Source organism: Pseudomonas sp. RGM2987 (genome assembly GCF_022952855.1).
Lineage (GTDB): Bacteria > Pseudomonadota > Gammaproteobacteria > Pseudomonadales > Pseudomonadaceae > Aquipseudomonas.
The window spans coordinates 38,690-53,304 of the sequence record NZ_JALJDX010000191.1; the positions used below are offsets into that span (position 1 = coordinate 38,690).

The window sequence follows — 14,615 nt, forward strand, 5'->3', positions numbered from 1 at the left end:
TTCGGCTGCCGGCCGTTACCGCTCATAGTTGGAGAATGATGATGTCCAATTCCCTGGAAAGTCTGCTGAATGATATGGCAGGGCGCTCCATCACCAATGGGTGGGGCGCGATCGTCGCGTTTGGTCGCGAGCAACTCAACCGTTTGCTGGAAACCCAATACCTGACCTGGTTGCATGAGGGACGTTTCATTCCGCCCATCAGCGGTGTGGCGTACATCGATGATCGAACGGAATCGATGACATTGGATGGCCTGCTGTTGGGCAAGCCGGTGCTGTCATTCGAGTCGGCATCGTTGAACCAGTCCAAGGTGACATTGACCCTGAACATCGTCAGTGGCACCTACACCGCCAGGAGTCATCCGATGGGGGGCGGCGCGGTACGCTTGCTATCCAGCTTCAGTATTACTGAAGCCATGGGCTACAAAATCCAGATGAGGCTCAACCTCAGCCCGATCGTGGGGGAAGTGGACAAGCGCGGGCGGGTGACCCTGGATGTGTCGAGTGACATGCAGATGACCTGCAATCTGGGCGGCATGCCTGGAGTGGATAAACACGTGGCGGCATTGATTCAAAGTCGCTTGGCGGTGCTGCCCGAGGATCAACGCATTTTCGAATTGGGGCTGTTTGACTTCAGTGGTTATAACCCATTGAGCCCCACCGGCTTCTATATTCGTACGCAGAAGGCCCCGACTTCAGCGAACCCGGAGGATGGCGCGGTTCTGTTGTTTGTCCGCCTGAAAATCCATGATGAAAATGGAGACGGAATTCCTGTTGAAGGCAGCAACTTCCCTTATCTGATCCCGGATGACAAAGCAGGAGGAAAGAACCTGTATTCGGCGTCGCTGGTGCTGAACAGGGAATGGATCGAACTGCTCGATGATGTACAGCTCGACGTACTGAAGAACCTGCTGTTCCCGGGCGATAATTTCTTCATCGAAAAGGGCCGCCATACGCCCCATGATTTGCTGGTGCTGGGCAATATTGAACCGACCTCCGAAACGGTAACCGTCGAGCCGGCGTTCATCAGCCTGAAGAGTGATGGCAGGCCTCAGACGTTTGTCGCGCGCAAGAGCGACGGCTCCAGCGTCAGCGCCCAGTGGAGCGTCAGCAACCCCCTGAGCCCACTCTCTGTGGGCGATATCACGTCGAGCGGGGTTTATACGCCGCCAATTCAGACGCGAATGGGTAAAGAGCAGCAGCCGATCATAGTAACCGCGCAATACACAAAAGGGGGCAAGCCCGCGAAGAGCTCAGGCCTGGTGCTTGGGGTTTTCGAAAGCATGAATATTTCGCCACGTGTGACCGTGCGTGGCGTTGGGAGCACCCCCACGCCTGTCGGGTTGACCGTGACGACCCTGGGCGGTGGGAGCTTGCGCTGGCCTTCGCTTTCGCCGGAGCAAGGCAGGCTGGAGGTGATCGATAACAATCGTGCGACCTACACCCCGCCCGCCAGCCAGACCGACCCGCTGGCTATCCAGAGGATCCTGGTGACTGATACGCAGACCAGCGAAACAATTGAGGCAAGCATCGTGTTGCTCCGTGCGGCCCACACGCTGCCGGTCGAGCCGTCCTATGTCGCAGCGATATCCGCCAGCGATCCGATTCAGTTGTATGCCGATGTGCATCCTGACGATGACGTCCTATGGGCGGTGATCGGCGAAGGAAGCGTGGATAGCAATGGGGTATTCACACCGCCGGCCCAACCTCGATCCCGAATCAGTGTGGTGAGGTGTTCCTACTTGGTCAACGGGGTGGTCAGAGCATCTGGCTTCAGCATTATCCAGCTGTCCGAACAAGTGCAGCCGGAACCTCGCTGGCTGGAGCTTGCGGAGTTTTCAGTTGCGGTCAATAACGGCCTGGACCGCTGTTTCAGCAATGGCTTCCAACAAATTCCCGTCATTGTCACCATTGCAACCCAATCAGTCACCATTGGCGGACAGGAGATCTACATACCGGTGAGCGATGCCGAGCTGGCGACGCTCAGGCTGGTCGATAAAATAACCAACAATACAGTGCCGTTCATACCGGTGGGCCAAGAGGGCATTGAATACGGCAGTGACCTCCACTGGGCGGTCAGCAAGACAAGAAACCGCTTCAGGTACTTTTCAGCGACAGCGGCGCGAACGGAGGCGCTGGCGCCACCGACGCCTAGAAATAACGGCGTACGTTATCGTCAGCTTTATATACAGGTTGCACGCGAAGGTAGTCACACGTTCTTTGCGCGATTCGATTCGCCCTACGGCACCCATAACTCCACGGATGACAGAGGGGAAAACCATGAGGTGACGGTGCAGGGCATCAGGCCCGCAGCGCCCGCGCTGTCTCACTATGAGTTTAAACGTGAGCGCAAGACGACGGATGACGACGGGCATGATGAACCACCTAGTCAGACGAATCCGGAATGGGATTACTTCAGCTATTACCGTCAATCCCTTGATTACTGGTACCTCAGTTATTCACGGCGCGGAATCGATCCGATCCTCTTCAGTACTCTGCTTATTGAAAACAATATTTCGACGATCCAGTGGGAAAGCGAGTTGATCGATGAGACGTATTTCAGCTACACCGGCTATGCCTTCAATCCTGCCAACTTTGAGAATAGCGACAGTCCAGCGCCCGAGGGATTATCGTTCGATCCTTACTTGTGGGGGATGATGAGAGGTTACCAAAAAGACCTGAAGACCTCATTCGACGGGGAACCGCCAGGCCAAGGTGAACTGGTGATCAGCCTGCACCGCACCGATGACGTGGAATATTGGTATGACGGGCGGGCCGGCGGTGATAAGCGAAAGCTGTATCGTCAGAAACTCGACCCCGCTGTCCATCTTGTCCTGCTCGATGAAGAAGGCAATCGGCATTCCCTGGCGGTTGCGTTCGAATCGCCGACCCGTGAAGACAGTCGTAACAAGTTGGTTCTGTCTAGAAGATAACTTGCATAAGTAGCTGATGCGCTGTGGTAGACCTGGGTTGTTATTCATGACAACCCAGCGATTAACTTTTTCTTTTGGTCTTTGTAAGAGCATGTCGGTACTTGTTATTTAATGAGGAAGATAAACCATGACCACTTCCAGTGCCGTGCACTCCCAGGCATTCAGTTTCATGAGTTATGTGCAGGGCGGCGTTGACCCACGCACCGGTCAATACACGCTGTCCATCGACTTGCCCGAGGTGCAGAGCAATTGGCTCAGCGGCCCGGCGTTTCCCTTGAATCTGACCTTCAACCCGATCAACACCCTGGACTCCGGCTTTGGGGTTGGCTGGAACCTCAACCTGTCCCAATTTACCCCTCATGACAGTATCCTGGCCCTGAGCACCGGGGAGACCTTCAAGGTCACTGGGAGCGGGACGACTCCGGACATCCGGGAAAAGAAGCTCGACACCTTCCACTTCGAAAATCTCGGCAGTGATCGATATCGCGTCCTGCACAAGTCGGGGCTGGTCGAGGTGCTTCAGGTCGGCGGTAGCCAGAACGACCGGGTGGCATTGCCCGTGAGTCTCACTGCGCCCACCGGTCACAGCCTGACGCTGGCGTATGCATCGTTCCGTGGCGGCCAGCGTCTGCAAAGCATCAGCGATGCCCAGGGCGAGCTGCTGCGCATCAATCGTCACACAGGCGATGAATGGGTGGAGTTTCTCGTGCGCCCTGACGTGGGGCCCGGCGGCGCGGCGCTGGCACGCTATGAAATGAAGCTCAACGCCAGCGGTTGGGTCACTGAAATTGTCCTACCCACCCCCGACAAAGGCTCCTGGCGCTTTGGCTACGGCAACGGGCCGATTCGCAACATCCTCTGCCTGCACGAGGTCAAGACCCCGGTCGGCGGCCGTGAAACCATCGAGTACGCCGACAACGGGCATCCCTATCCCGGCGGCGTCACGCGGCCCAATCTGCCACGGGTCACCCGCCATCGCAGCTACCCGGACTTCGGCCAGGCGAACGTCGATGACACAATGATCGAGATGGTCTACAGCTACACCGCCCACAATTTCCTCGGTGCCGGTACAACCGTCAGTTGGGAAGAGGGGATGGACCCGCTGTACAAACTGAGCGCCAGTTATGAATACGGCAGCACCGCCAGCTTAATGGCCGGCGGCCAGTCGGCGCGCCGGGTGGAACGCACCTACAACCGCTTCCACTTGCTGACTGAAGAAATCACCACGCAGGAACACTGCGTCTTGCGTGTCGCAACCCGGTATTACGCCGAGGATGTGGCGTTCGAGCGCCAGTTGCCTCAGTTCCAGATGCCCAAGGCTGTCACCACCAGTTGGGAGCTGGACAATGACGCGAGCCAGTACCGCGCCGAAACCGCCGTCAGCGCCTACGACGAAAACGGCAACCAGACCGAGCAGGTCGAGCCCAGTGGCATCAAGACCGTCTACACCTACTATTCAAAAAATGGCGAAGACGGCTGCCCGCCCGACCGTTTCACGCGCAACCTCAAGGACACAACCGTGATCCCGTCGCCCCAAGGCGAGCCTGGAGCGCCGACGTTAAGCACCCGCCGGCGGTATACGGACCATCCGCCGCTGATCAACAGCGGGATGGAGGTCTGGCTGGCGGTCGACAGCGAAACCCTGGTGCAGGTTGAAGGCACGCGTGAAACCATCTTGCAGCAGACCCTGCTCGAATACCACGAACTGCCAGGCGATGCATTCCTGCATGGCCGCCTGCTCAGCCAGCGAACCACCCTCAATGGCACCACCAGTACGCAACGGTACGAGTACGCCACCCTCACCAGCGTGATGGCCGGAGGGACGGTGCTTGAGACCACCGAAACCTTTATTGGGCACGATGATGCGCCTGGCTTCGAAGTTCGAAAGAAGATTGTCAGTGAGGACTCATTGCTTCACGGACAGCCTCTGCTGACCCGCGACGACAATGGCGTGAAGATCCGCTACACGTACGATGCGCTGAATCGCGTGGAGACCGAAACCGTTGCACCGGATGAGCCGGAGTTCGAAGCCACACGCCGTTATTCCTACCTGCTGACGGCCCTGGACGGGCAACGGGCTGAGCAAGTGATGACTGATGTCAAGGGCGTCCGGACCCGGGCCCGTGTCGACGGGCTCAACCGCCCGGTGTATGAGGAGCGCGATGACGCCGACAACCCCCTGCGTGCCCAGGATTACCGTCAGACCTACTCGGCGAAATATGACCGGTTGGGCAATCTGATCGAGGAAACACAATACGATTGGCGGGGTGCGCTACAGGTGGCGCTAACCTCCACCTATGAGTACGACGGGTGGGCCCAGCAGTGCAGTGTCACTGGGCCGGACAGGGTCAAGGTCCATGAAGAAACCAACCCGATAGGTTCTGCGCAATGGTCAGGCCCCATCCAGACCCAATGGCGTGAAGGCAGCGGCACCGATGCCAAAGTCAGCGGCAGGACAGTGACCTACCTGAACCTGCTGGAAAAACCTGATCGCATAGAGCGCTTCGAGACCGATGGAACGTTGATCAGTCGGCACCGATACGGTTATGACGGTCTCGGGCGAACCGTCAAGGAGACCGATGCCCGTGATGCAACGACCGAGTACACCTACGATGCCTTCGATCGCATGCTGACCACTGTCCTGCCCGGTGGAGCGACCGTCCGACGTGGTTATGCGCTGCACAGTACAGATGACCTGCCGACCGAAATAAGTGTCGATGGCATCGAATTGGGCCAACAGGTTTTCGATGGGCTGGGGCGTATGGTCGAATCGACCACGGGTGGCCGCAAGCAGCGTTTTACCTACGAGCCCGGGCAGTCCCAACCGGCGACCCTGACCACTGCCAGCAATCAACTGATCCATTATGTCTACCAACCTCAGTTGGGCGAGGAGCCCAGTCAACGGCGCTTACCCGGCGATGTTACGGCCGAATACATACGCGATGGGAAAAACGCTCGACTTGTCAGTTGCAAGGAAAGTGGGCTGGAGCTCTCCCGTGAATACTTTTCGACCGGCGATTTGAAAGCCGAGACGCGTGTGCAAGAGGGGAGTACTTATGCGATGAGCTATGAGTACAGCCGACTGGGCCTGCTGTTGAATTACACCGACGTACTCGCACAAACCCAGTCATATACCTATGACAGGACAACGAACCTTCTCGAGCGGACGCGCCTGGGCACCACGTCTTCGGACTTTACCTTCGATAGCCTGGCGCAACTCAGTTCCATTCGCACCGAGGACAGCAGCAGCGGGCAAAGCGTGACCACCCGCCTGGAGTACGACGGGATGGGACGAGAAATACAACGCACGTTTGACCTTGACGGCGTCGAGCAGCAACTGACCCAGGTGTATAACGAAGTGGACGCGTTGAGCGAGCGAACCTTGCGCCAGGGACAGGTGTTATTGCGCAAGGAAGTTTACGAGTACGATCTGCGGGGGCGTTTGGTGCTCTACACCTGTGAGGGCAGCGAACCGCCTGTCGATCCTTATGGCAAAAGCATCCTCTCCCAGGTATTCGGATTCGATGCGATCGACAATCTGACCCGTGTGATCACGACGTCCCCCGAAGGTATCAATACTGCCCGTTATACCTATGACACACAGGACCCGGCGCGGGACCCGGCGCAACTGCGCAAAGTGACCAATACCGGGATTCCTGGGTATCCGCCCGAAATATTGCTCGAGTACGATGCAGACGGCCATATGATTCAGGACGAGGAAGGTCGTCATCTGGAATACGACGCCCTGGGTCGTTTGACTCAAATCAGCGCTGCTGGATAAGTGGACATGGATCGCTCGTCCGTCAATGATCCTTGCCAGAGTGCTGCCGCAACTTCGGCAGCACCGCCCCGAATCTGCGCGCCAGGCCTTGTCAGGGACACGCAGGCACCGGCTGCTGTCACGCTGAGTTGGGATGAGCCTTATGCCTCGTGCCCTTTGTGCCCCAACGCCATTGGGTATGAAGTGGCCGTGGAGGGTTTTCCTGCAAAAATAGTGGCGCGCTCGCCTTGTGTAATGATCGGGCTGACGGCCGATGTTCCTTACATCGTTCATATCAGGGCCATTGCAGTCGGGAACATCGTCTCGGAGCCCAGCGTTCACTTCTTGCGTATAAGGCCTGCGCCTCCCAGCCAACCGGGGGCACTCAGGGTCACTGAAGTGTCGTTTGGGTCAGCGAGGCTGGATTGGGCGCCATCGAGCAGCAATGTCGATACCGTTCGCTACCGGGTTTATCTCAATGATTTTATTGTAGGGCAGCCCCCTCAACCCGCGTTCAATCTGGAGCATTTGCGCAGTGGCGTTCTTTATCGGGTGAAGGTCGTGGCTTTCAATACAGCCGGTTCATCCGAGCCCACTTGCGTCGCGTTTAAAACGCAGTTGAGGCCTCCGTCGAATTTGAAACTGAAACACCACGCCGGCATGTGCAGGCTGTCCTGGGACCCTATGTATGGCGCCTGGCCGACCCATGAGGTTTCGATTAACGGCAGGCCCTTTTCAGCGGGGCCGCTGGGTTTAAATTTCGAACTTGATGAACTGTCTCCCGGTTCTCCTCCACATGTTTTCAGATTCGAGGTCTATGCCGGACTTGATGAACAGGTATCGGAGACCACGACGTTTGAAACCGTCCTGAATGACGTCGTTGCCCCCACCCGGCCCGGAAAACCAGTGGCTACTAACATCACCGATCAGTCGGTGGACCTGCAATGGCCGCCGTCCAGCGACAATGTAGGGGTGACCGGCTACAGGGTTTTCGTAAATGGTTTTCCTTATATCTTCCTTAGCCCCGTTGCCAGCCAGAGAATCCTGGGATTGATCAGCGGCGCCTATTATTGGGTGTTCGTCCGCGCGCGGGATGCAGATGGAAACCTTTCCGCTCCTGGCCCTGTGACGGTATTCAAAACCACTGGGGATGCTCCGGTCCCGCCTCCCCTCGAACCAACAGATGTAAGTGTCACGCCCCTGACTTCAACTTCAGCCCAACTGCAGTGGACCCAGGGGGAAGGAGAGGCCGTGACCGGTACCAGGATTAACATCAATGAAGAGTACAGAAATATAGCTTTGGCCAAGGAATGCAGGCTTGACGATCTCGTTCCCGATATCGAGTACTCAATAAAGCTGCAGACATTTAATTATTTTGGGCAATTGTCCGAGGCGATAACGCTTACCTATACGCCCAGAGATACGACGCCGCCGAGTGTCCCGAAGGATCTTCTTCAGACGGCGTCGACATCCGACTCAGTGACATTGACCTGGCAAGCGTCAACGGATGATATCGGTCTGTGTGGTTATGTCATTTACAACAATTGCGAATATTTCGACACCACCCCTCTGGCTCACTACACCGCGGCAGACTTGCTACCAGGCACGTATACATTTGACGTCTGTGCTTTGGATACTTCTGGGAACGCTTCCGAGCCAGCTTCAATAGAGGTCGAAGTGAAAGGCTGACGGTTTTGGATATAGCATGGTTTGGCCAGCATGATAGGGATCTTGTCGGTCATCCCTTAGATCAACCCCTGCTCACGCGCAATCTTCCCCGCGAGATGACGCGAACTGACGCCGAATTTTCGGCGAATGTTATTGAAGTGGTAATTGACGTTAGCCTCGCTGCAATCGACGATCATGGCGATTTCCCAGGAGGACTTGCCGACCTCGCTCCATTGCAGGAACTCTTTCTCGCGGTTTGTCAGTCGGATTTTCTGCGGTTGCTTGCTCTCAGTAGGCTGGAAGCGATCCTGATAGGGCGATGAGTGTCCGGAAACAACGGTGGTGTGGTACATGAACGAAATCTCCCATTCATCATCATTGATGGCGTGGGGGCGGCGGAATCTTCCTACTGCTGGATGGCATGGTTCGCACGGCCCGGCTTGAGACCCTGTGGGGCGGAGGCAGGGGTTCGTTATAGCTCGATTCAAACCCGCTGAAACCTGTCAGACATGACAGGTGCGAGGCTCCAGTGAGAATTCGTTGAGAAAGTTGTGAGCTGAAGCGCTTGATATCGCTGGAAATTTCACAGTTTGACCGCTTCATTGTGGCGAGGGGATTTATCCCCGCTGGGCTGCGAAGCGGCCCTCAAGCCAATCGCCTGCGGCGTATCAGGGGGATTGCGTCCAGGATCTGGGGCCGCTGCGCGACCCAGCGGGGATAAATCCCCACGCCACAGGGGGCGCCTTTCAAGATTTAAATTTGCATTCCGGCAATCGCGGGTATATACACGCACCCATGCTTCCTTCCCAATGTCTGTGCATCAACCTGCGTCGCGCCGCCCGTGGCGTCAGCAGGTATTACGACGGCGCCCTCGACGGCTTCGGGATCAATGTTGCCCAGTATTCTTTGCTGAGCAACCTGGCGCGCCTGGATCAGCCGAGTATCTCTTCCCTGGCCGAGGCCATGGGCCTGGACCGCAGCACCCTGGGGCGAAACCTGCGGGTGCTGGAGGGCGAGGGGTTGGTGGCGCTGGCCGAGGGGGAGGACCTGCGTAATCGTATCGTAGTGCTGACCGACGCCGGGCACGCCCGGTTGGCGGCGGCATTGCCGGCCTGGGAGGCGGCGCAACAACGATTGATCGATAAGCTGGGCGCCGAGAAGCGCACGGCATTGCTGGCCTTGCTGGACGAGTTGGCGTGACGTCGCCTCGTTCGATTACAAGCGGGTATATACCCGCGAGCGGAGAATAAGAATGACATCGATGTGGCGTACCTGTGGTTGGGTCCTGGTGGGCAGCGCGCTGATCCTGGCGTTGTCCCTGGGCGTGCGGCATGGCTTCGGCCTGTTCCTGTCGCCCATGAGCGCCGAGTTCGGCTGGGGGCGTGGGGTGTTCGCCTTTGCCATCGCCTTGCAGAACCTGATCTGGGGTTTGGCGCAGCCGTTTACTGGCGCGCTGGCCGACCGCTTCGGCGCGGCGAAGGTGGTGCTGATCGGTGGGGTTCTGTATGCCGTCGGCCTGGTGCTCATGGGCCTTTCGGATTCGCCGTGGTCGCTGTCGTTGAGCGCCGGATTGCTGATCGGCATCGGCCTGTCCGGCACCTCGTTCTCGGTGATCCTGGGCGTGGTCGGTCGGGCGGTGCCGCCGGAGAAACGCAGCATGGGCATGGGCGTCGCCAGTGCCACCGGTTCCTTCGGCCAGTTCGCCATGTTGCCGGGCACCTTGGGGTTGATCGGTTGGCTCGGCTGGTCGGCTGCGCTGTTGGTGCTGGGTTTGCTGGTGGCGCTGATTGTGCCGCTGGTGAGCATGCTCAAGGACACGCCAATGCCCACCGTCGGCCATGAGCAGACCTTGTCTGAAGCCTTGCGCGAGGCGTGCAGCCATTCCGGGTTCTGGCTGCTGGCGATCGGTTTCTTTGTCTGTGGTTTCCAGGTGGTGTTTATCGGCGTGCATTTGCCGGCGTATCTGGTGGACCAACATCTGCCGGCGAGCGTCGGGACGACGGTGCTGGCGCTGGTCGGGCTGTTCAATATTGTCGGTACCTACACCGCCGGTTGGCTGGGCGGGCGCATGTCCAAGCCGCGCTTGCTGACCGGGTTGTACTTGTTGCGGGCGCTGGTGATCGGTTTGTTCCTGTGGCTGCCCGTGACCACCACCACGGCCTATCTGTTTGGCATGGCGATGGGCTTGCTGTGGCTGTCGACGGTGCCTTTGACCAACGGCACGGTGGCGACCTTGTTCGGTGTGCGAAATCTGTCGATGCTCGGTGGGATCGTGTTCCTGTTCCACCAGTTGGGCTCGTTCCTCGGCGGTTGGCTGGGCGGGGTGGTGTACGACCACACCGGCAGCTACGACTTGATCTGGCAGGTGTCAATCCTGCTCAGTCTGCTGGCGGCGGCGTTGAACTGGCCGGTGCGGGAGCGTCCGGTGGCGCGCCTGCAGGTCCAGGTGGGGGCGGCATGAGTCGCGTCGGCCCGTGGTTGCTTGGCATCGGTGCTGGCTTGTTGCTGGCACTGGCCTGGTGGGGCTGGCATCAGGGCGGGTTGGCCTTGATGCAACTGGGCATGGGGACGTGCTGAACGATGGACGGCGATGGGCTCGGCGCGTAAGGTCGTGAAGACGTGCTTATAAGGAAATACCGACATGCTGATGCGCTGGCTTGCTGTTCCGACTCTGTTACTGGCCATGGCCGGGCCCGTCTGGGCTGCGGGTTGCCCGCCGCTGCTGGAAGGTTCCTTGCCCAAGCTGCGGGCCAAGGAAACCATTGATCTGTGCCAACGCTTCGCCGGCAAACCGCTGGTGGTGGTCAACACCGCTAGCTTCTGTGGCTTCGCCCCGCAGTTCAAAAGCCTCGAGGCACTTAACCAGCGCTACAAGGACCAGGGGCTGCAGGTACTGGGCGTGCCGTCCAATGATTTCAAGCAGGAGTCCAAGGACGGCGCGGAAACGGCCAAGGTCTGCTACGTCAACTATGGCGTGACCTTCACCATGACCGAACCGCAGCCGGTGCGGGGAAGCGATGCCATCCCGCTGTTCAAGCACTTGGCCGAACAGTCCGGCGCGCCGAAGTGGAATTTCTACAAGTACGTCGTGGACCGCCAGGGCAAGGTGGTCGCCAGCTTTTCCAGCCGGATCAAACCCGACGATCCCGAGTTCATCAAGGCCGTGGAAGCCGCCATTGCCTCCAAGCCCTGATCGCCAGCCACGAAAAAGCCCCGCCTCTTTGCAGAGTGCGGGGCTTTTTTTGTTTCGAATGGCGAAGGGTTCAGCTTCGCCGTGCGACATCAGAAGCGATAGGTTGCACCGACGCCGAAGCCGTTTGCGCTGTTTTCGTACTCAGAGTTGTAGGACTGACCCAGAACGTTGCTGCCGCTGACCTTGACTTTTTCTTCCTTCAGGTAGGAATAAGCCACGTCGATGGTCAGGTCGTCGGTCGGGCTCCAGCCGGCGCCCAGGCTGAAGATGGTCCGGTCACCGGTAGGGATGCGTGGCGAACGGTCGGTGTTATTGGTTGGCGACTGGTCGAAGGTCAGGCCGGTACGCAGTACCCACTGTTTGTTCAACTGGTAGGATGTACCGATGGCGTAGGCCCAGGTGTCGTGCCAGTTCTGTTCTTCGGTGATGGTGCCCAGAGCAGGGTTCAGTAGACCACCGCCACTGCCGGTGCCTTCGTTTTCCACGGTGATTTCTTTCAAGCGGCTCCAACGAGTCCAGGTGCTGCCGGCGTAGACGGTCCAGGCATCGTTGATTTGTTGGGTGACCGAAAAGTCCACCGACTCAGGCGTGGTAATGTCCAGCGAAGCGTCGTAGCGACCGTTGGTAAGCAGGGCAGCAGGCATGCCGGCACCGGGGGTCACTTCGGTGTGGCCTTCAAGCTTATATTTGACCTTGGAATGGTAGGTCAGGCCGACACGAGTGGTGTCGGTTGCCTGGACCAGCACGCCGACGTTGTAGCCGTAGCCAATGTCGTCACCCTTGATCTCTACGCCGGCCTCGGGCAGGTTTGGTACGCCCAGCTGCGATTCCAGGGAGCCGGAAAGACGGTTGATGGTCGGACCGAAGCCGATCGATACCTTGTCGTTGAAGGCGTAGCTGACGGTTGGCTGGAAGGTGACGACCTTCACTTCGCTCTTGCTGCCGAAACTGCGGCCCTGGAAGCCGTTTTCATAATCGGTGATCAAGCCAAACGGCGCGTAGACGCCCAGGCCGAAAGCCCACTGGTCGTCGATAGGCTTGACGTAATAGCCCATCGGAACGCCGGTGAAGGGGACCATGTCGCCCTTGTTGGTACCCGATTGAGTGCCGCTGGCGTCATCGATATCGGTAGAGGCGTCAATGACAGCAAAGCCACCGGTCACTTGCTGGCGCTTGAGGCGCGACATGCCGGCAGGGTTGCCAAATACGGTGCTTGCATCGTCGGCAGAAGACGAACGACCCGCGAAACCAGTGCCCATGCCACTGATGCTTTGTTCGTTCAAGGCAAAGCCACTGGCGAAAAGTTGAGTGGATGCCAAGGTCACGGCAAGGCCAAGGGTGGTTTTGAGCATGATTTTTTTCATTGTTAGAACTCCTGATGGTCACCGGGGCGAAAATTACCAATATTTTCGTTCAAGCGCTATAGCTTGTATGGCCTGATTTAGAGCGGTTTTGTAGGACAATCCGACCAGATTCGAGACTGTTGTAGGAACTTTCCAAATTCCACGTCAGCAGGCGACCTGATTCAAAGGTGAAACACAGCTTTGCCAGGCGCAGGCGAAATCCCTCAGGCGCCCTTGGGGATGAAACGTCTGTCGCCAGATCCGGGCCATGCCCAGCAGGTCATCGGCTTCGGGAAGCGGGGTATTTTGTTCTTCCACCAGAAGCCAGGCGATGGCGGTGGCGTAGCGCAGGTTGACGGTCAATTCCAAGTGCGGACCGCTGAGGAAAGCGTGCTGGCTGGCCAGGCCCCGCACCAGGCTGGCGCGCTCCGGATCCTGTGCGAGGTAATGATCCCAGAGTGCGCGGTGGCGGGGTTCGGTGATGCGATACAGGCCATGCCCGCGTCGGCCATGCAAGGCAGCACCCAAGGCTGATTGGCTGGCTGCGATGCCCAGCAGCAACGATTCCGCCGTTGCACTGTGACATTCCAGGTAAAGAAGCGTCGGGCGGATCACATATCGACACAGTTCGCTGGCAGCGATACCCATAAACCCCTCGAGACGTTAAAAGGGCAGGGCCTGATGGTGTGGGCTTGGCAGCGGTGGATCGGTTCAGGCCCCGCCGGAAGCGGATCAAGCCGCTTGACTTGAAGTGTAGTGTCATATTCCAGCTGTAAAGGACTGTTTTTAAAACATCTTCAGCGAACGGTTATAACCGTTATATCCCTTGGTGCTTACGCCGTTGCGCTTGTTTGAGAAATCCGAGGCAATAAAAAGCCCCGCTTTTTGGGCGGGGCCTTTGAGGTTTCAGCTGTTCCTGCGTCTCAGGCAACCAGTGCCTGACGGGTACGCTCGATCACGGCCTGCAGCGGTTCTGCGCTGGAGTATTGATCGGGGTACAGGCGTTCGCTGTGGCGAGCGATGCCGTGTTCGTTGACCAGGGTAAAGCTGAAGCAGCCTTTGCGAGCGGCCATGATCAGGCAGTTCATTGGAGCAAAAGCGTTGGTGAGGGTGCGGATAGCATCCTGTGCATGGATTTGATTGGACATGTTATGGGTGTTCCTGCAATTGACACGGTTAAGAACCGTGCAGCGTTAAAACGTTCCAGTAACGTCGACCACCATTGGTCGAACGAAGAACCCGACTGGAACAAAGCAGCCAGTTTGAGCGCTGTATAAAGTGCGCGCTTGGGCCGGCAGGTAGGTACTCAGGAGGGCAGGCAACACATCAAGGGCAAAGGTTCTGGGCCCTGGGTGAAGATCCTGATCAATTTTGCAGGTTGGTTCGGTCAGAGTAATGAGCCTGGCAACACCCTTCGCATTCGATCAAAGGCTGTGTTGGCGCAAGGTTTACCTGGAAACCATCGAGGGGATCGGTCTCTTTTTATCGGTAAGGCTTCCCGTGAGGAGGGCTGACCGTTGGAGATGTATTCGACCCGGAATTGACTTTCAGCTTGGTACTAACGGCGCGGATAGTAACGGATCGAATGCCGGATGGGAAGGGCGTTGGTTAAAAATATTCAAATCGCCTTGCCCCTGTGGGAGCGGGCTTGCTCGCGAAGGCGGCTTCAAGATCAGGCGCAAACAAAGCGGCAATCGCCCGCGGATTGGACGGAAAATAAA

The 14,615-nt window shown here is 57.9% G+C and carries 10 protein-coding genes; 6 read left to right on the forward strand and 4 right to left on the reverse strand.

Going from position 1 to position 14,615, the window contains the following annotated elements; all coding sequences use genetic code 11:
• Window positions 1–41: 41 nt before the first annotated feature.
• The 3 genes from RGM2987_RS13175 to RGM2987_RS13185 all read left to right on the forward strand — a co-directional run bounded on the left by RGM2987_RS13175 (window position 42) and on the right by RGM2987_RS13185 (window position 8,379).
• Window positions 42–2,930: a hypothetical protein gene (locus RGM2987_RS13175; RefSeq protein WP_245141748.1), complete on the forward strand. Its 2,889-nt coding sequence runs from the start codon at window positions 42–44 to the stop codon at window positions 2,928–2,930.
• Window positions 2,931–3,057: 127 nt separating this feature from the next.
• On the forward strand, window positions 3,058–6,711 hold the full coding sequence (locus RGM2987_RS13180) for a sugar-binding protein (protein ID WP_245141751.1): 3,654 nt from the start codon (window positions 3,058–3,060) through the stop codon (window positions 6,709–6,711).
• Window positions 6,712–6,717: 6 nt separating this feature from the next.
• On the forward strand, window positions 6,718–8,379 hold the full coding sequence (locus tag RGM2987_RS13185; RefSeq protein ID WP_245141754.1) for a fibronectin type III domain-containing protein: 1,662 nt from the start codon (window positions 6,718–6,720) through the stop codon (window positions 8,377–8,379).
• A 56-nt stretch (window positions 8,380–8,435) separates the two neighbouring features.
• Here RGM2987_RS13185 and RGM2987_RS13190 read toward each other — a convergent pair whose 3' ends face one another.
• On the reverse strand, window positions 8,436–8,711 hold the full coding sequence (locus RGM2987_RS13190) for a LuxR family transcriptional regulator (protein WP_280639917.1): 276 nt from the start codon (window positions 8,709–8,711) through the stop codon (window positions 8,436–8,438).
• Between the two features lie 442 nt (window positions 8,712–9,153).
• Between RGM2987_RS13190 and RGM2987_RS13195 the strand changes: the two genes are divergently transcribed.
• The 3 genes from RGM2987_RS13195 to RGM2987_RS13205 all read left to right on the forward strand — a co-directional run bounded on the left by RGM2987_RS13195 (window position 9,154) and on the right by RGM2987_RS13205 (window position 11,551).
• A complete protein-coding gene (locus RGM2987_RS13195) occupies window positions 9,154–9,558 on the forward strand; it encodes a MarR family transcriptional regulator (RefSeq protein WP_047736511.1) in 405 nt (134 codons plus the stop codon).
• 52 nt (window positions 9,559–9,610) lie between these two features.
• Window positions 9,611–10,819 (forward strand): MFS transporter, encoded by a 1,209-nt coding sequence (locus RGM2987_RS13200; RefSeq protein ID WP_245141756.1) that lies wholly within the window; start codon window positions 9,611–9,613, stop codon window positions 10,817–10,819.
• Between the two features lie 180 nt (window positions 10,820–10,999).
• Window positions 11,000–11,551, forward strand: a complete 552-nt coding sequence (locus RGM2987_RS13205) for a glutathione peroxidase (RefSeq protein WP_245141758.1) — start codon at window positions 11,000–11,002, stop codon at window positions 11,549–11,551.
• Window positions 11,552–11,640: 89 nt separating this feature from the next.
• On the opposite strand, the gene RGM2987_RS13210 is transcribed toward RGM2987_RS13205, so the two are convergent.
• From RGM2987_RS13210 to RGM2987_RS13220, 3 genes are all read right to left on the reverse strand, one after another.
• Entirely contained in the window at window positions 11,641–12,915 is a 1,275-nt protein-coding gene (locus RGM2987_RS13210) for an outer membrane protein transport protein (RefSeq protein ID WP_245141760.1), read from the reverse strand.
• A gap of 144 nt (window positions 12,916–13,059) precedes the next feature.
• Complete coding sequence (locus tag RGM2987_RS13215; protein WP_245141763.1) at window positions 13,060–13,542, reverse strand: hypothetical protein; 483 nt, start codon at window positions 13,540–13,542, stop codon at window positions 13,060–13,062.
• A gap of 275 nt (window positions 13,543–13,817) precedes the next feature.
• Window positions 13,818–14,042 (reverse strand): hypothetical protein, encoded by a 225-nt coding sequence (locus RGM2987_RS13220; RefSeq protein ID WP_053124246.1) that lies wholly within the window; start codon window positions 14,040–14,042, stop codon window positions 13,818–13,820.
• Window positions 14,043–14,615: the final 573 nt, after the last annotated feature.